General features: G+C 68.7%; 14 protein-coding genes, 6 tRNA genes and 1 pseudogene. 1 reads left to right on the forward strand and 20 read right to left on the reverse strand.

The window, feature by feature from the left end; translation table 11 throughout:
• Window positions 1-162: 162 nt before the first annotated feature.
• Together der and H7U32_RS02945 are read right to left on the reverse strand one after the other, a co-directional pair.
• Window positions 163-2,301, reverse strand: a complete 2,139-nt coding sequence (der, locus tag H7U32_RS02940) for a bifunctional cytidylate kinase/GTPase Der (RefSeq protein WP_204467927.1) — start codon at window positions 2,299-2,301, stop codon at window positions 163-165.
• Complete coding sequence (locus H7U32_RS02945) at window positions 2,298-3,071, reverse strand: pseudouridine synthase (protein ID WP_204467929.1); 774 nt, start codon at window positions 3,069-3,071, stop codon at window positions 2,298-2,300. The genes der and H7U32_RS02945 overlap by 4 nt, the downstream gene beginning before the upstream one ends.
• Window positions 3,072-3,196: 125 nt before the next feature.
• Between H7U32_RS02945 and H7U32_RS02950 the strand changes: the two genes are divergently transcribed.
• Window positions 3,197-4,213, forward strand: a complete 1,017-nt coding sequence (locus H7U32_RS02950; protein WP_204467930.1) for an aquaporin — start codon at window positions 3,197-3,199, stop codon at window positions 4,211-4,213.
• On the opposite strand, the gene H7U32_RS02955 is transcribed toward H7U32_RS02950, so the two are convergent.
• The 18 genes and pseudogenes from H7U32_RS02955 to H7U32_RS03040 all read right to left on the reverse strand — a co-directional run bounded on the left by H7U32_RS02955 (window position 4,130) and on the right by H7U32_RS03040 (window position 17,350).
• Complete coding sequence (locus H7U32_RS02955; protein WP_204467932.1) at window positions 4,130-4,414, reverse strand: DUF3017 domain-containing protein; 285 nt, start codon at window positions 4,412-4,414, stop codon at window positions 4,130-4,132. The genes H7U32_RS02950 and H7U32_RS02955 overlap by 84 nt on opposite strands.
• Before the next feature lie 16 nt (window positions 4,415-4,430).
• Window positions 4,431-6,065: a bifunctional phosphoribosylaminoimidazolecarboxamide formyltransferase/IMP cyclohydrolase gene (gene purH / locus H7U32_RS02960; RefSeq protein WP_204467934.1), complete on the reverse strand. Its 1,635-nt coding sequence runs from the start codon at window positions 6,063-6,065 to the stop codon at window positions 4,431-4,433.
• Entirely contained in the window at window positions 6,013-7,320 is a 1,308-nt protein-coding gene (locus H7U32_RS02965; protein ID WP_204467936.1) for a cell division protein PerM, read from the reverse strand. Before H7U32_RS02965 ends, purH begins: the two co-directional genes overlap by 53 nt.
• Before the next feature lie 15 nt (window positions 7,321-7,335).
• Window positions 7,336-8,259: a succinate--CoA ligase subunit alpha gene (gene sucD / locus H7U32_RS02970; RefSeq protein WP_204467938.1), complete on the reverse strand. Its 924-nt coding sequence runs from the start codon at window positions 8,257-8,259 to the stop codon at window positions 7,336-7,338.
• A 1-nt stretch (window position 8,260) separates the two neighbouring features.
• Window positions 8,261-9,454 carry an ADP-forming succinate--CoA ligase subunit beta gene (gene sucC, locus H7U32_RS02975; RefSeq protein WP_204467940.1) on the reverse strand — a complete coding sequence of 398 codons (1,194 nt, stop codon included), beginning with the start codon at window positions 9,452-9,454 and terminating at the stop codon, window positions 8,261-8,263.
• Window positions 9,455-9,590: 136 nt separating this feature from the next.
• Window positions 9,591-10,172 carry an adenine phosphoribosyltransferase gene (locus H7U32_RS02980; protein WP_204468166.1) on the reverse strand — a complete coding sequence of 194 codons (582 nt, stop codon included), beginning with the start codon at window positions 10,170-10,172 and terminating at the stop codon, window positions 9,591-9,593.
• 14 nt (window positions 10,173-10,186) lie between these two features.
• Complete coding sequence (locus H7U32_RS02985; RefSeq protein ID WP_239457463.1) at window positions 10,187-10,585, reverse strand: preprotein translocase subunit YajC; 399 nt, start codon at window positions 10,583-10,585, stop codon at window positions 10,187-10,189.
• Between the two features lie 110 nt (window positions 10,586-10,695).
• A complete protein-coding gene (gene ruvB, locus H7U32_RS02990) occupies window positions 10,696-11,772 on the reverse strand; it encodes a Holliday junction branch migration DNA helicase RuvB (RefSeq protein ID WP_204467944.1) in 1,077 nt (358 codons plus the stop codon).
• 8 nt (window positions 11,773-11,780) lie between these two features.
• Window positions 11,781-12,416, reverse strand: a complete 636-nt coding sequence (gene ruvA / locus H7U32_RS02995) for a Holliday junction branch migration protein RuvA (protein ID WP_204467946.1) — start codon at window positions 12,414-12,416, stop codon at window positions 11,781-11,783.
• A 98-nt stretch (window positions 12,417-12,514) separates the two neighbouring features.
• Window positions 12,515-13,093, reverse strand: a pseudogene (gene ruvC, locus H7U32_RS03000) (crossover junction endodeoxyribonuclease RuvC); the annotation flags it as partial.
• 7 nt (window positions 13,094-13,100) lie between these two features.
• Window positions 13,101-13,856: a YebC/PmpR family DNA-binding transcriptional regulator gene (locus H7U32_RS03005; RefSeq protein WP_204467950.1), complete on the reverse strand. Its 756-nt coding sequence runs from the start codon at window positions 13,854-13,856 to the stop codon at window positions 13,101-13,103.
• A 176-nt stretch (window positions 13,857-14,032) separates the two neighbouring features.
• On the reverse strand, window positions 14,033-16,093 hold the full coding sequence (gene thrS / locus H7U32_RS03010) for a threonine--tRNA ligase (protein WP_204467952.1): 2,061 nt from the start codon (window positions 16,091-16,093) through the stop codon (window positions 14,033-14,035).
• Window positions 16,094-16,241: 148 nt separating this feature from the next.
• Window positions 16,242-16,317: transfer RNA gene (locus H7U32_RS03015), tRNA-Gly, on the reverse strand.
• 37 nt (window positions 16,318-16,354) lie between these two features.
• Window positions 16,355-16,427 (reverse strand) — tRNA-Val (locus tag H7U32_RS03020).
• 321 nt (window positions 16,428-16,748) lie between these two features.
• Window positions 16,749-16,820, reverse strand: a tRNA-Val gene (locus H7U32_RS03025).
• Window position 16,821: 1 nt separating this feature from the next.
• Window positions 16,822-16,897, reverse strand: a tRNA-Gly gene (locus H7U32_RS03030).
• Window positions 16,898-16,933: 36 nt separating this feature from the next.
• A tRNA-Val gene (locus tag H7U32_RS03035) sits at window positions 16,934-17,006 on the reverse strand.
• Window positions 17,007-17,275: 269 nt separating this feature from the next.
• A tRNA-Val gene (locus H7U32_RS03040) sits at window positions 17,276-17,350 on the reverse strand.
• Window positions 17,351-17,365: the final 15 nt, after the last annotated feature.

Raw genomic sequence — 17,365 nt, forward strand, 5'->3', positions numbered from 1 at the left:
TGGCATTCGCGAAAACGCCATTTCATCCCCTCCCCCGCGTGTTGCGGCGTGATTCCGCCGAATACGCGAGGGGCTCGACGGCCATGCCGGCCACCGAGCCCCTCTTCCGTCACGCCTGGAACCGCGCGCATGGCGTTCCCGGGCACAGTACGCGCAAACGCGCTACTTGCGCTTCTTCTTCTCGCGGATGTTCACCGAGATCTGGATCGGCGTACCCTCGAAGCCGAACTCCTCGCGCAGCGACCGCTCGAGGTAGCGGCGGTAGCCGTGCTCGAGGAACCCGGTGGCGAAGATCACGAAGCGCGGCGGGCGCGTGGAGGCCTGCGTGGCGAACAGGATGCGCGGCTGCTTGCCTCCCCGCAGCGGGTGCGGGTGCGCGGCCTGGATCTGCCCCAGGAAGGCGTTGAGACGGCCCGTGGGGATGCGCTTGTCCCAGTTCTCTAGGGCGGTGCGCATGGCGGAGGGCAGGCGGTTGGTGTGCCAGCCGGTCTTGGCGGACAGGTTCACGCGCTGCGCCCAGGTCACGCGGTCGAACTCGGTCTTCCACAGGCGTTCCAGCCGCTGCTTGTCGAACTCGTCCATCGCGTCCCACTTGTTGAACACGAGCACGATGGCACGGCCTGCGTCCACGGCAGCGCTCATGACCTTGAGGTCCTGGTCGCTCACGGGCTCGGAGGCGTCGAAGAGCACCAGCGCCAGCTCGGCGCGTTCGATGGCGGCCTGCGTGCGCAGCGACGAGTAGTATTCGGCGCCCTTGAGCTTATGCTGGCGGCGCTTGATGCCGGCCGTGTCGATGAACAGCCAATCCTCGCCGTCGACGCGGATGATCTCGTCCACCGGATCGCGCGTGGTGCCGGCGATGTCGGAGACCACGGTGCGCTCCTCGTGCGCCAGCTGGTTGAGCAGGGAGGACTTGCCCACGTTCGGCCGGCCGACCAGCGCCACGCGGCGCAGACCGGTGGGCGTGAGGTAGCCGGAGGTCTTCTCCGCCTGGCGCAGGCTGCCGATGGCCGCGTCGAGCAGGTCGCCTACGCCACGGCCATGCATCGCGGAAATCGCATACGGCTCGCCCAGACCGAGCTTCCAGAACTCGGCGGCCAGGTACTCGTCGGCCTGCGAGTCCACCTTGTTCACCGCGAGGGTGACCGGCTTGCCGGCGCGACGCAGCATCCTCACGATGCGCTCGTCGGAGTCCGTCAGCCCCACCTGCCCGTCGACGACGAGCACCACCGCGTCAGCCAGGTTCACCGCGACCTCGGCCTGCGAGGCGATGGCGGAGTCGATGCCCTCGACGTCCACCTCCCAGCCGCCGGTGTCGACGAGCTTGAAGTCGGTGCCCGCCCATTCCGCGTCGTAGCTGACGCGGTCGCGGGTGACGCCGGGGGTGTCCTCGACGACGGCGACGCGCTTGCCGAGGATGCGGTTGACCAGCGAGGACTTGCCCACGTTCGGCCGGCCGACGATGGCGAGCACGCCCACGGGACGGCGGCCATCGCCCTGCTCGGCGGAGCCCTGCCCGCGGCCGGCGATGAGGTCCTCGTCGCCCTCGTCGAGCTCGTAGCCCTCCAGGTTGGCAGCGTAGCGCTCGTACTCCTGTTCCTCGATGGCGGCATCGACGAGCCCGATGAGCGTGTCGAGCGTCTGCTCGAAGTCCATGTCGGAATTGTCCATGGTGACGACGCCGTCGGCGGCCTCGGTGAAGTTCGTGACCTTGGAGTCGGCCTTGTCGCGCGCGGCCACATCATCCTTGCCGACGACGCCCGGCGCCTTGGCGGACTGCGCGCCGCGGCGGGCTTGGCGCACCTCCTCGCGGGCGGTGAGCAGCACGCGCACCTCGGCGTCCGGAGCGACCACGGTGGTGATGTCACGGCCCTCGGCCACCACGCCCAGGCCGCAGGAGAAGGACTCCTCGGAGGCTTCGCGGGCGATGTAGGCGCGCTGGGCGGCGATGAGCACGTGGCGCACCGGGATGATGTTCGAGACCTTGGAGACATGCGAGGAGACCTCGGCGGAACGGATGGACTCGGAGATGTCCTCGCCGTCGCAGGTGACGCGCGGATCGTCGGGGTCCACGCCGATGTCGAAGTGCCCGTCGGTGAAGAAGGCGCCCACGGCATCGAGCACGGCGTCCTCGTCCACCTGCTCGGCGTCGAGGTCGATGCCCTGCCTGAGGCACCACCAGGCGCAGGCGCGGTACATCGCGCCGGTGTCGAGGTAGGCGAAGCCGTAGTACTTGGCCAGCGCCTTGGACGTGGAGGACTTGCCGACCCCGGCCGGCCCGTCGATGGCGACGCGGATCACAGACCCACCTCCTTGGACAGGGAGCGCACCTCGGCCTGGCTCAGCACACGGTAGGAGCCGGACTTGAGCTCGCCGAGCTTGATCGGGCCGATCTGGGTGCGCACCAGGCGCTTGACCGGGAAACCGATGGAGCCGAAGATGCGGCGCACGATGCGGTTCTTGCCGGAGTGGAGCACCACCTTGACGATCGTGGCGTCGCGGCTCTGGTCGAGGATCGAGCACTGGTCGAGCTTGATCCAGCCGTCGTCCAGCTGCACGCCGGTCTTGACCAGGCGGCGGCAGACAGTGCCGGAGAGGCGCCCCTGCACGGTGGCGACGTAGGTCTTGGCGACCTCGTACTTGGGGTGCATGACGTGCTGCGAAAGCTCGCCGTCGTTCGTCATGAGGATGAGGCCCTCGGAATCGTAGTCGAGGCGCCCCATGTGGAAGATGCGGTCGTACTTGTCGCCCACGATGTCCGCCAGCGTGTAGCGGCCCTTCGGGTCGTCCATCGCGGAGAGCACCTTGCGCGGCTTGTTGAGCGCGAGGGTGACGTGGTTCGGGTTGAGGCGGACGCGCGATCCGTCGACGCGGATCTGCTGGCGCTTCGGATCGACGCGGGTGCCGAGCTCGGTGACGAGCTCCCCGTCGACCTCGACGCGTCCTTCGGTGATCATCTCCTCGCACTTGCGGCGCGAGCCGAAACCCGCCTGGGCGAGGATCTTCTGCAGGCGAATGCCCTCTTCGTTCTCGTCGTGCGCCTTGGCGGCGCGGGAATATGCGTGTGGCATCGTTCTCCCAACGTGGCCGGATATTTTCAACCTAGCCATGATACCGTAAACCCCGCCGCTGGTACACTTGGCGGCGTCCGACGGGCCCGGACGGGCCCCAAGGCAAGCAAACAGTAAGGATTGATATGACCGCCGTTGAATCCACGCCGTCGTCCCAGGCCTTCGAGCCCACCGCGGACGCCGCCCCCGTCACTTCCCCCGCCGTCACCCCCGCGCCGGCCACTGCCTCCGGCGTCAAGCTGCCGGTGCGCGTCGCCGCCGAGTTGGTCGGCAGCTTCCTCGTGTGCTTCGCCGTGTACGCCATCGGCACGTACGGCACCGTCATCCAAGGTGTGAACCTGGCGTTCGTCGCGCTGGGCACCGGCCTGGCCTACGCGGCCGCCGCGCTGATGCTCGGCAAGGTCTCCGGCGGCCAGGTCAACCCGGCCGTCACCGTCGCCGAAATGCTGCTGGGCCGCACCAAGGTGCTCGACGGCATCCTGTGCATCGTCGCCCAGGTCGTCGGCGCGCTGGGCGCCGCCGCGCTCATCGTGTGGATGCTGCCGTCCTCCGAGCAGGTCCCGGCCTCCCAGTGGCTCACCCCGGCCGTCAACGGCTACGGCAAGGGCTCCGTCTCCTACTCGGTCATCAGCGCGGCCGGCCTGGACTTCGGCATCGCGATGGCCATCATCGTCGAGGTCGTCGCCGGCATCGTCGTCATCGGCGCGGCCGTCGCCACCGAGGGCACGGCCCGCGTGGCCGCCACCGGCGTCGCCTATGGCGTGGCCGCGGCCATCGCGTTCCCGGTCACCGGCGCCGCCCTCAACCCGGCGCGCGCCACCGGCATCGCCGTGTTCGCGCAGGGCAAGGAGCTGGCCCAGGCGCCGCTGCAGCAGCTGTGGGTGTTCTGGCTGGCCCCGGTGCTCGCCGCCGCGCTGGTCGCGCTGGCGGTCATCGTCGCGCAGATGGTCGACGAGCCGACCCCCGCGAAGGCCGTCACGGATGCCGTGGCGGACCAGGACGGCGCCGAGGGCGAGCCCGAGGCGACGGACGGCGAAGTCGCGGAGCCGGCCGACGCCTCAGTGCAGGAGACTGCCGCCGAAGTACGTGAGGAGCAGTCCGACGCCCAGACAGATGCCGATCACGGCGTCGAACGCCACTGACCTGACCTTCCACGGGCTGCGGTCGCGCAGTATCAGGCGCAGCAGCCCGGTGAGGATGGCCGCCACGGCGATGAGCACCGTGGCGGCCATCGTGTATCCGAGGAAGGCGAGCAGGCCCGCCACGGCGACGACGCCGGCCACGCACCATTCGAACCACGGCCTGCCCTCGTGGGCTTCGGACACATAGGGATGGTTCTTCACTGGCGCGTCCCGCCCGTCAGTGGCAAAAGTGGCGGGTGCCGGTCAGGTACATCGTCACGCCGGCCTTCTTGGCGGCCTCGATGACCTCCTCGTCGCGGATGGAGCCGCCGGGCTGGACGATGGCCTTCACGCCGGCGTCCATCAGCGTCTCGGCGCCGTCCGCGAACGGGAAGAACGCGTCGGAGGCGGCCACGGCGCCCTTGGCGCGCTCGGCGCCGTCCGCCAGCGTGTTGGCGCGCTCGACGGCCAGATGGCAGGAGTCGACGCGATTGACCTGGCCCATGCCGATGCCGACGGTGGCCTGGTCGTGCGCCAGCAGGATGGCGTTGGACTTCACGCAGCGCACCGCGCGCCACGCGAACTCGAGGTCCTTGAGCGTGGCGGCGTCGGCGGGCTCGCCGGAGACGAGCTTCCAGGCGTCCGGGCTGTCGCCTGGAGCGTCGATGACGTCCATGTCCTGCACGAGCAGGCCGCCGTCGATCTGCTTGAACTGGATGCGGCGCTTGACCGGGTCGGCCACCTTGAGGATGCGCAGGTTCTTCTTCTTGGTCTTGAGCAGTTCCAGTGCCTCCGGCTCGTAGGCGGGGGCGACGATGACCTCGGTGAAGATCGGGCGCACGGATTCGGCCATCTCCAGCGTGACGGTGGAGTTGCAGGCGATGACGCCGCCGTAGGCGCTCACCGGGTCGCAGGCGTGGGCCTTCTTGTGGGCCTCGGCGGCGGTGGCGCCGATGGCCAGGCCGCACGGGTTGTTGTGCTTGACGACGGCGACGGCGATGGCCGGGGCGAAGTCCCACACGGCGCGCCAGGCGGCGTCGGCATCCACGTAGTTGTTGTAGCTCATCGGCTTGCCGCCGAGCTGCTCGGCGTGCGCGAAGCCGGTCTGGTCGAGCGGATCGAGGTAGAGGGCGGCTTGCTGGTGGCTGTTCTCGCCGTAGCGCAGCGTGTGCGCGCGGTCCCAGGTGCGGGTGAACGTGGCCGGGAACTTGCGCTCGTCGACCGGCTCGCCGGTCTCCTGGGCGTCGCCGGACGCCTCGACGGAGGCGGGCTTGGGCCAGTGACGGGCGGTCCACTCGTTGATCGTGGCGTCGTAGGCGGCGGTGTGCGCGAAGGCCTTGGCGGCGAGCCAGCGGCGCTCCTCGAGGGAGAAGCCGGTGCCGTCGGCGACGCGGGCGGCGACGAGCGCGTAGTCGGCCGGGTCGGTGACGATGGCGACGGTGGCGTGGTTCTTGGCCGCGCCGCGCACCATCGAGGGGCCGCCGATGTCGATCTTCTCGATGACGTCCGCCTCGCTGGCGCCGGAGCGCACCGTGTCGGCGAAGGGGTACAGGTTGACGACGACGAGGTCGAAGGGCTTGATGCCGAAGCCCTCGAGCTGCTTGGCATGCTCGGGGTTGGTCATGTCGGCCAGGATGCCGGCGTGGATGTAGGGGTGCAGGGTCTTGACGCGGCCGTCGAGGCACTCGGGGAAGCCGGTGACGTCGGACACCTCGGTGACCTTGACGCCGAGCTCGGCGAGCCGCTTCGCGGTGGAGCCGGTGGAGACGACCTCGGTGCCGGCCTTGACGAAGGCGTCCGCAAGGACCTCGATGCCTTCCTTATGGAAGACGGATACCAGAGCCCGCTTGATCGGACGGTTCGTGCTTGTCATCGGTTTCCTCCTTGTGGTGGGATTGCAACAACCAGTGTAAGCCCCAGGCGGCGGCCACGGCCACGGCGCCGGCCAGCCAGGCGCAGGTCAGTCCGATGGCGGCGGTGCGTCCCACGGACTGGGTGGCGCGCATGACGACGACGCCGACATGCGCGAGATGCCCGGTGCCCAATCCCCCGTTGGACAGGGCGAAGATGGCGGACATGCCGACGGCCACCACGGCGGCGGCCAGGCAGAACGCGCCGGCTGGGTACGCCATCGCGAGCACGGCGCGGCGGCCTTCGTCCCGGTCCGCTTTCCGCGGCGGCCGCAGGCGGAAGCCCTTCGGCAGGACGAGGACGAGCAGGCCGATGACGGCGGCCGTCACCGGCACGACGAGCTGGATGGCGATGCGCGCCCAGTCGGCCTCGACGGGGGCGGGCAGCAACGCGAACGCGGGCAGGGCGGGCAGGCCGTCGCCCTGCCCGCTCCACAGGGTGAACGTGGCGAGGTCGCCGATCGAGAAGCCGGCGCCAGCGCACCAGGAGACCGCCCAGATGGCCACGTTGGGCAGCCAGAACAGGGTGATCAGGCTCATGAGCAGGCGCGAGCCGGTCTCCATGCCCTCGCTGTCGAACATCAGGGTCATGTCCTCGTGGCCGAGCACGATCCAGACGACGGCGGCCACCAGTCCCATCGCCAGCACCGTGGCGATCACGAGGCCTCCGGTGGCCAGTCCCAGCCCGATGGCCCGGCGCACCGGAGGCGAGACGTGGTCGCGCAGCCAGTCGACGGCCATGCGCGTGGCAGAGGAGCCGGGAAGGCCTCCCGCAGCATAGCCGAGCGCGAACACCAGCGCGCTCCTCGCGCCGATGACGGTGTTCTGGTCGAGGACCGCCAGCGTGGTGGCGTCGGCAAACGCGAGGTTCGCCGCCACCCAGACGATGATGCCGACGAGGAATCCGGGAAGGCTGGCGCCGAAGCGGCGCGTGACCTGGGCGATGAGCCCGACGAGCAGTCCGGTCAGGAGCAGCGGCATCAGGGTGAGCGTCACGGCGCCGAGCTTGAATCCGGTGCCCTGGGTGAGCAGGACCGCCGCCTCGGTCAGCGGCATCGTCAGGTCGGTGAGGGCGCCGCCGCCCTCCTCCATGGAGATGACGAGGAGGGTCAGGGCGATCAGGCAGCCGATGGGCACGGCGAACACGGCCATCGCGACGATGGCCGTGCCCATACCCCTGAGGCAGTCGAGGATGCGGCGCTTCATGCGTGTGGGCATGGCTCCGTGCGGCGCTCAGCCTTCGAGGCCGGCCAGCGTCTCGCGCATGAACGCCGCCGTCTGGCCGGGGGTGCGGCCGACGCGGATGCCGACCTTCTCCAGCGCTTCCTTTTTGTCCTGCGCGGTGCCCTTGCCTCCGGAGACGATGGCGCCGGCATGGCCCATCTGCTTGCCTTCGGGGGCGGTGAAGCCGGCGATGTAGGCGACGACGGGCTTGGTCATGTGCTCGGCGGCCCAGGCCGCGGCGTCCTGCTCGGCGGAGCCGCCGATCTCGCCGATCATCACGACGGCCTTGGTGGTCTCGTCGGCTTCGAAGGCCTGGAGGGCCTCCACCAGCGTGGTGCCGACGATCGGGTCGCCGCCGGCGCCGAGGCAGGCGGTGAAGCCGATGTCGCTCAGCTCGCCCATGAGCTGGTAGGTGAGCGTGCCGGACTTGGAGACCAGGCCGAGCGGGCCGCGGCCGACGATGCCGTCGGGGATGATGCCCAGGTTGCAGCCCTTGGCCTCCGGCGTAGAGGGCAGGGTGAGCAGGCCGGGGCAGTTGGGTCCGATGATGCGCGCGCCCCGGCGCTGGGCGAGCTCCACGAAGTAGGCGGAGTCGGCGACCGGGATGCCTTCGGTGATGACGACGATCAGCGTGATGCCGGCTTCGATGGCCTCGACGACCGCGTCCTTCGCGAAGCGCGGCGGCACAAAGACGACGGACGCGACGGCGCCGGTGACGGCCTTCGCCTCGGCGCAGTCGGCGAACACGTGGATGGTCGCGTCCTCGCCGTCACGGGCGGCGGGGAAGGTGACGTCGAGCCCGGCCTTGCGGGCGTTGACGCCGCCGACGATGTTGGTACCGGCCTTGAGCATGCGGGCGGTGTGCGTCATGCCCTGATGGCCGGTCATGCCCTGGACGATGACGGGCGCCCCGTCCTCGATGAACAACGTCATGTCAGCGATCCTCCTTCGCCTCGGCGGCCAGCCTGGCCGATTCCTGCGCGGCCTGTTCCATCGTGTCGGCCACATGCACGTTCGGGTTGTGCGAGGCGGCGAGGATCGCCAGGCCCTCGGCCGCGGCGTTGCCGTCGAAGCGGACGACGATGGGCTTGGCGCCGGCGATCTGGTCGAGCGCCTCCAGGATGCCCTTGGCCACCTGCTCGCAGGAGGTGATGCCGCCGTACACGTTGATGAACACGCTTCGGACCTGCGGGTCGCTCATCACGATCTCGAGGCTGGCGGCCATGACCTCGGCCGAGGCGCCGCCGCCGATGTCGAGGAAGTTGGCCGGCTTGACGCCGGTGCCCTGCTCCTCGCCGGCGCCGGACACGGCGTCGAGGGAGCTCATGACCAGACCGGCGCCGTTGCCGATCACGCCGACCTCGCCGTGCAGATGCACGTAGTGCAGGCCGTGCTCCTTGGCGCGCAGCTCGAACGGGTCGCCGGAGCGGGCGTCGGCGAAGCGCTTCCAGCCGTCGTGGCGGAAGGCAGCGTTGTCGTCGAGGGAGATCTTCGCGTCAAGCGCGCACAACGTCTTCGAGGCCTCGTCGTCCGGGTCGCCAATCTTGGCCAGCGGGTTGATCTCGACGAGCGTGGCGTCGTTCTCCTTGAAGCAGCGCCACATCCTGAGCAGGATCTGCGCGGCCTGCTCCACGTCGGCGTGGTAGAAGCCGATCTCACGGGCCATCGCGCGCGCCGCCTCGATGTCGAAGTCACCCAACGCCTCGATGTGCAGGCGCTTGACGGCCTCGGGATGTTCCTTGGCGATCGCCTCGACCTCGGTGCCGCCGTTGGCGGTGGCGAGCACGTCGAAGTCACGCGAGGCGCGGTCCACGGAGATCGACACATAGTATTCGTGGAGCACGTTCTTGGCCTCGGCCACGAGCACGCCGGACACCTTGTGCCCGTGGATGGTCATCGGCAGGATCTCCTCGGCCTTGAGCACGGCGTCGTCGCGGTCCTTGGCGAGCTTGACGCCGCCGGCCTGGCCACGGTGGCCGATCTTGACCTGCGCCTTGATGACGCAGGGGTAGCCGATCCTGTCGGCCGCCTCGGCGACCTCGTGGGAGTTCTGCGCGTAGATGCCCTCCGGGGTGGGGATGCCCTGCTCGGCGAGCAGCTCGCGCGCCTGGTATTCGTACAGATCCATGGAATGTTCTCCTTGTGCCGATCTGTGTGCGTGGGTGAAAAGCGGTTGGATTGTGGGAAACTTTGCCACCGATAGCGTAACGCCGGACGAGGGTGGTCGTCCGGCGTCGTCTCGAATGACAGCCAGTGGCCGTCGCTCAGGCGGGCATCGTCACCAACGTGGCGACGGGGGCCCCGCCGAGTTTCGCGGCGCCGTCGAGGCCGTCGAGGCCCATGACGAACTCGAAGCCCGCGACGGTGCCGCCCGCGCGGCGCACCAGGTCGGCGGCCGCCTTGGAGGAGCCACCGGTGGCGATGAGGTCGTCGACGACAAGCACGCGGTCGCCGGGCTTGACGGCGCCGACCTCGATCTCGATGCGCTCGGTGCCGTATTCGAGCTGGTAGTCCTCGCCGATGGTGGCGGTGGGCAGCTTGCCAGCCTTGCGCACGGCGACGAAGCCCTTGCCCAGGCGCGCCGCGAGGGCAGGGCCGAAGAGGAAGCCTCGCGCCTCGAGGGCGGCGACGGTGTCGAAGTCGGCGGCGTCGACCGGCAGCGCGGCGACAAGCGCGTCCATGAGGATCCTCAGCCCCTTCGGATCAGCGAACACCGGGATGAAGTCGCGGAAGAGGATGCCCTCCTTCGGAAAGCCCGGGATGGTGCCGATGAGGGAGACCAGATACTCGGCATCGGCGGCGCCGACCTTGGCCAGGTCCTTGATGACGATGTCGGTGGAGGCCATGGCTGTCACGTCGCTCACTTGGCGGCCTGGGCGGTCTCGCCCTCGGCGGCCTCGGCACCGGCGGACTGGCCGGCCTCGGCGGATTCGATGGCGTCGATCGGCTTCTGGGCCTCGTCGCCGGCCTCGGTGGGCTGCTGCTCGGGCAGCGGGTTGCCGTTCTCGTCCACCTCGTCATCGGAGATGAAGGCCGGGCGGATGTATTCCTTGGAGATGGCGTTGAAGCTGAAGCGCAGCTGGGAGCCCTCGGAGTCGATGACGATCTCCTCGTACTGGGTGTCCACGGACACGACCTTGCCGATCACGCCGCCGATGGTGATGACCTCGGTGCCGGGCTGCAGGTTGGCACGGAAGTCCTGACGGGCCTGCTGCTGCTGCTTGGCCTTCTTCGACTGCCACCACATCATGCCGCCCATGACGACGACGATCACGACGAGAAAGATGATATCCAAGGGAACTCCTTATGACGGCGTTACGGTTGCCTGCGGCGGCGCGGATGCAGGGCATGCCGCCGCCCCTGAGCAGTCTAGAAGAGCTTGCCGACAGTGCCCTGGTCCCCGTCGGCCCGCTCCCGCGGCTCCAGCCCCAGGTGCTCCCAGGCCTTGCGCGTGGCCACGCGGCCCTTCGGCGTGCGCACGAGGAACCCCTCGCGCACGAGGTACGGCTCGCACACGGTCTCCACGGTCTCGGACTCCTCCCCCACCATCGCGGCGAGGTTGTTGAGGCCAACCGGTCCGCCGTCGAAGCTGCGCACGATGGCGTCGAGCACGGCGATGTCGAGGCGGTCCAGCCCCTCGGTGTCGATCTGGTAGAGGGCGAGGGCCTCGCGCACGTCGGCGGGGCCCACGGAGGCGAGGTCGTGGACGACGGCCCAGTCGCGCACGCGGCGCAGCAGGCGGTTGGCGATGCGCGGCGTGCCACGGGAGCGCACCGCGAGCTCATGGGCGGAGCCGTCGTCAAGGGGCAGGCCGAGCACCGAGGCGGAGCGGGTGACGAGCTTCTCCAGCTCCTCGTGAGGGTAGAAGTCCAGATGGGCGGTGAAGCCGAAGCGGGCGCGCAACGGCGAGGGCAGCATGCCCTCGCGCGTGGTGGCGCCGATCACGGTGAAGCGCGGCAGCGTCAGCGGAATGGAGGAGGCGCCCGGTCCCTTGCCCACCATCACATCGACGCGGAAATCCTCCATCGCGATGTACAGCAACTCCTCGGCGGCGCGCGGCAGGCGGTGGATCTCGTCGATGAACAGCACCTCCCCCGCGTCCAGGGAGCTCAGGATGGAGGCGAGGTCACCGGCGTGCTGGATGGCCGGGCCGGAGGTGACGCGGATGGGCACGCCGAGCTCGTTGGCCACGATCATCGCCAGCGTGGTCTTGCCCAGGCCGGGAGGGCCGGCGAGCAGGATGTGGTCGGGCGGCACCTCGCGTTTGCGGGCGGCGTCGAGGAATAGCTGGAGCTGGGCCTTGAGGCGGGGCTGGCCGATGAAGCCGTCGAGCACATGGGGGCGCAGCTCCTCGTCGCTGACAGGTTCGCCGGCGATGGGCTGGGCGGAGACCATGCGCAACGATTCCTCGTCGGCATGCTTATTCGTCTGGGTCGGGTCGGTCATCGGTCATCTCACCTTCCGCGGTCGAGGGAGGTCAGGGCGAGCTTGAGCACGCGGGGCACGTCCTCGGCGGCCAGCGGCGTAAGCACGTGGTTCGCCTCGATGGCCTGGCGCACGGCGTGCTCGGCGTCCTGCTGGCGCCAGCCCAGGGACATGAGGCCCTCCACCACCTGGATGGCGCCGGTGTCCTCCGGCGGGCGCGCCTCGGCGGCCATGGCGCCGGGGGCGGCGGCCTCATCCAGCGCGTCGAGGTCGATGGAGCCCTTGAGTTCGAGGATGATCTTCTGTGCGCCCTTGCGGCCCAGGCCCGGAGCCTTGGCGAGGGCGGCGGCGTCGTTGTCGGCCACGGCCTTGGCGAGGGCCGTGGGCTGGAGCGTGGAGAGCAGCGAGAGCGCGACCTTCGGGCCGATGCCCGAGACCTTCTGCAGCTGCAGGAACATGCGCTTGGCGGCGGGTTCTAGGAAGCCGTACAGCGTGATCGCGTCCTGGGAGACGGCCAGCGAGGTGTGCACGGTCGTCTCCTGGCCGGCGTGCAGGCGGGTCAGGTCGCTGGCCGGCATGCGCACCTCGTAGCCGACCGGTCCGGCGAGGATGAGCGCGGCCGCCGTGTCCACGGCCTCGACCGTGCCTTTGATCATTCCTATCATCGCGACTCACTTTCGAACGCTTGTTCGAACCAGTGTAGCTGAGGGACGGGCGGCAGCGGCGCCCACGGGGTGTCGGGCGCCGCTGCCGCCCGGGCGCACATGCCCCGGTCCGTGCCGCGGCGGCGGGATGCCTTCTGCGCCGCCACTGCCCATTGGCGCTGAGCAGCGGTCAGATGCTGCTCGCGTTCGCCGCCCTGCAGGGCGCCGGCGGGGCGCAGCGCATGGCAGATGGCCAGTGCCAGCGCGTCGGCGGCGTCGGCGGGCTTGGGCATCATGTTGAGCCCCAGCACGCGGGCGACCATGCGTTCGACCTGCACCTTCTGGGCCTGGCCGTTGCCGGTGATCGCCAGCTTCGCCTCGGTGGGCGTGTGCAGCGCGACGGGGATGCCGCGCTGGGCGGCGGCGAGCATCGCCATGCCGGCGGCCTGCGCGGTGCCGAGCACGGTGTTGCGGTTCGCCTGGGCGAACACGCGTTCGATGGACACCGCGTCCGGCAGGAAGCGGTCCATCTTCCCGGCGAGCCCGTCGTAGATGGCCTTGAGCCGCAGGTCCTGGCTCATGTCCGGCGAGGATCGCACCACGTCCACGTGGATAAACGAAAGCCGGCGGTGTGCGCCGGCTTCGATCACGCCGACCCCGCAGCGGGTGAGCCCGGGGTCGACGCCGAGGATGATCACCTTGGTGTCACTCCTCGTCCAGCTGTTCCATGACCTCGTCGGAGGCGGTCCAGTTGGCGTAGATGTTCTGCACGTCGTCGAGGTCGTCGAGGGCGTCGATGAGCTTGTTCACCTTGCGGGCGTCCTCGAGCGAGAGATCGATCTCGTTCTTCGGGGCCATGACCAGGTCGGCGGACTCGTACTCGAAGCCGGCGTCGACCAGGGCCTGGCGCACGGCATGCACGTCGGACGGAGCGGTGACGACGACGTACATCTCGCCCTCGTCGCGCACATCCTCGGCGCCGGCCTCGGCGGCCTTCTCGAAGAGGTCGTCGAAGTCCACGCCCTCGGCCTTGATGGCGATCTCGCCCTTGCGCTCGAAGTTGAAGGACACGGAGCCGGTGGTGGCCAGGCTGCCGCCGTTCTTGCCCAGGGTGGAACGCACCTCGGCGGCCGCGCGGTTGCGGTTGTCGGTCAGACACTCGATGATCAGGCCCACGCCGGCCGGCGCGTAGCCCTCGTACACGATGTCCTCGTAGGACTTGCCGCCGGCTTCCTCGCCGGAGCCGCGCTTGACGGCGCGCTTGATGTTGTCGGCGGGCATGGAGGCCTTCTTGGCCTTGTAGATCGCATCGAACAGCGACGGGTTGCCGTCGGGGTCGCCGCCGCCCATGCGGGCCGCGATCTCGATGTTCTTGATGAGCTTGGCGAACAGCTTGCCGCGCTTGGCGTCGATGGCGGCCTTCTTATGCTTCGTGGTGGCCCACTTGGAATGTCCCGACATGTTGTCTCCATTCAGGATTGACGATTAAGGCAAACAGAGTTGAGTTTATGCCGATTCTGAGACATTGCGCCTCTTCACGGCCACAAGGGGGCCGCGCCGTGGGATGGCGCGGCCCCTGGTCGCAGTCCGCCCGGCCCTAGCCCGGGCCGGGCGGACTGCGGGGCGCCGGACTGGCGTCACTCGGCGTCGGCCGGGGCGTCGCCGGCGATGCCGATGGCGGCCTTGAAGTCGTCCGCGGAGTTCACCTGCACGCGCTTGGCGATGACGTCCAGGATCCAGGCCTTGGCGTCGGCCACGGGCACGCCGTTGAGCTGGCTGCCGTCGCGGAAGCGGAAGCTCACCGCGTTCTTCTCCACGTCCTCGCCGCCGACGATGATCGTGAACGGCACCTTGGACTTGGAGGCGTTGCGGATCTTCTTGCCGAAGCGGTCGTCGGACCAGTCGATCTCGCAGCGCACCAGGTTTTCCTCGAGTCCCTCGACGAAGGACTTGAGGTGCGGGCCGAACTCGTCGGCCACCGGGATGCCGGTGACCTGCACGGGGGCGAGCCACGCCGGGAATGCGCCGGCGTAATGCTCGAGCAGCACCGCGAAGAAGCGCTCGATGGAGCCGAACAGCGCGCGGTGGATCATCACGGGGCGCTGGTGGGTGCCGTCCTTCGCGATGTACTCGAGGCCGAAGCGCTCGGGCAGGTTGAAGTCGAGCTGGATCGTGGAGATCTGCCAGGTGCGGCCGATGGCGTCGCGGGCCTGCACGGAGATCTTCGGACCGTAGAAGGCGGCGCCGCCCGGATCGTCCACGAGCTCGAGGCCGGAGTCCTTGGCCACCTCGGCCAGCGTGGTGGTCGCCTCCTCCCAGATCTCGTCGGAGCCGACGTACTTGTCCGGGTCCTTGGTGGACAGCTCCAGGTAGAAGTCAGTCAGGCCGAAGTCCTTGAGCAGGCCCAGCACGAAGGTGAGCAGGCGGGCCAGCTCGTCCTTCATCTGCTCGCGCGTGCAGTAGATGTGGGAGTCGTCCTGGGTCAGGCCGCGCACGCGCGTCAGGCCGTGGACCTCGCCGCTCTTCTCGTAGCGGTACACGGTGCCGAACTCGAACAGGCGCAGCGGCAGCTCGCGGTAGGAGCGCTGGCGGGACTTGAAGATGAGGTTGTGCATCGGGCAGTTCATCGGCTTGAGGTAGTAGTCGAAGCCCTGCTTGACGATGTTGCCCTCGGCGTCGCGCTCCTCGTCCAGGCGCATGGGCGGGTACATGGAGTCCTTGTACCAGTGCAGGTGGCCGGAGGTCTCGTACAGGCCGCCCTTGGTGATGTGCGGGGTCTGCACGAAGCTGTAGTGGTGCTTGCGGTGCATCTCGCGCGAATAGTCCATCATCGCGTTGATGACGGCCGCGCCCTTGGGGTGGAACACCGCCAGGCCCGGGCCGATCTCATCCGGGAAGCTGAAGAGGTCCATCTCGGCGCCCAGCTTGCGGTGGTCGCGCTTGGCGGCCTCCTCGAGGCGGGTCTGGTAGGCCTTGAGCTCGTCCTTGGAGAAGAAGGCGACGCCGTAGATGCGCTGGAGCATCGGGTTCTTCTCGGATCCGCGCCAGTAGGCGGCGGCGGAGCGCTCGATCTTGAAGGCCTTGATGTACCGGGTGTTCGGCAGGTGCGGGCCGCGGCACAGGTCCTTCCACACCACGTTGCCGTCGCGGTCGACGTTGTCGTAGAAGGAGAGCTCCTTCTCGTCGATCTCGGTGGCGGCCTCGGGGTCGAGGTGCGCCTCCTTGTCTCGGATGAGCTCCTGCTTGTACGGCTGGTCGGCCTCCTCCGCGAGGGCCTCCTCCTCGGTGACCACGCGGCGGCGGAAGGACTGGGAGGACTTGATGATGCGCTGCATGCGCTTCTCGATCTCCTTGAGGTCCTCCGGGGTGAAGGGGCGCTCCACATCGAAGTCGTAGTAGAAGCCGTCCTTGATGACGGGGCCGACGCCGAGCTTGGCCTCGGGGAAGATCTCCTGCACGGCCTGAGCCAGCACATGGGTGGCCGAGTGGCGCATGATGTTCACGCCGTCCTCGGAGTCGAGGGCCACGGGCTCGACCGCATCGCCGTCGCTCAGCGGGGTGTACAGGTCGCGCAGTTCGCCGTTGAGGCGCACGGCGATGATGTTCTTGTCGTCCTGGAACAGCTCGGTGCCGGTGGTGGTTGCTTCCACCTCCTTCGCTTCGCCGTTGACTGTGATGGAGATGGAGCTTTGCGCCATGATGTGGTGTCCTTTGCTATCTGGACCCGCGTTACCAATGTGCAGGTCGGGACTGGTTGAACGGGCCCAAGGATAGGCCCGCGCGGGGACAAGGGCGGATCCGCCCTCGGCAACGGAAAAACCCGCCGTTTCCGGCGGGTTTCTGCTCTGGAGCGGACAACGGGACTCGAACCCGCGGTCTCAACCTTGGCAAGGTTGCGCTTTACCAACTAAGCTATGTCCGCATATGTGTCGTGAACCACGGGGAGCACATGGCTCCTGTGGGCGATGTAGGAATCGAACCTACGACCCCTTCGGTGTGAACGAAGTGCGCTAGCCGCTGCGCCAATCGCCCGTGAATTGCTTGATTCACGACTCTGTTCTGTTATCGCCGCCTGCCGTTCCGCGGTGCGGTGCGCCAGGCAACGAGTAGGCATATTACACACATGTCATTTGCCTGCGCAAGTCGGCATGGCCTGCATCCGGCGCAATCCGCGCCATCACGCCGTTTTCACGGCGTGTCGGCCACGGCTCCGCATGCGCGCGGGGCGCGGCTGGGTGCCCCTGGCCGCGCAGGTCCCGCCACCGCGGGGCTTCCGCGCTCTTCTCCCCCGTCCGGGCGGCAACACACGGCGAGGCCCCCGGTTCCGCATGGGAACCGGGGGCCTCGTAAGGGTGGGCGATACAAGATTCGAACTTGTGACCCCTTCCGTGTCAGGGAAGTGCGCTACCTCTGCGCCAACCGCCCGTGGAGCGGACAACGGGACTCGAACCCGCGGTCTCAACCTTGGCAAGGTTGCGCTTTACCAACTAAGCTATGTCCGCAATCGATCCGTGGACCGCGGAGCCTTATGGCTCCGGTGGGCGATGTAGGAATCGAACCTACGACCCCTTCGGTGTGAACGAAGTGCGCTAGCCGCTGCGCCAATCGCCCGTTCTGGGTGCGTTCCACGGAATCTCTGTTCAGTTATCGCCCCGCGAGGGACCTGAGGAATATTACCGAGTGCCGGTGGATTTGTGAAATCACGGCGCGTCGCGTTGTGCGGCAAGCCCTCGCGGGCATGCCGACGCCCCTGGCGTCCTTGGCCGCAAGAGGTCCGCCGCCGGCGTCGTCCGGGGCCCAGCGGGAGGCCCGGCAGGAACGTCGGCCGCGTGGCATACAACAAAGCCCCTGGCTCCTCAGGGGAACCAGGGGCTTAACAATGGTGGGCGATACAAGATTCGAACTTGTGACCCCTTCCGTGTCAGGGAAGTGCGCTACCTCTGCGCCAACCGCCCGGGTCGTATGGCCCG

The sequence above is a fragment of the Bifidobacterium pullorum subsp. saeculare genome (genome assembly GCF_016899725.1).
Lineage (GTDB): Bacteria > Actinomycetota > Actinomycetes > Actinomycetales > Bifidobacteriaceae > Bifidobacterium > Bifidobacterium pullorum_C.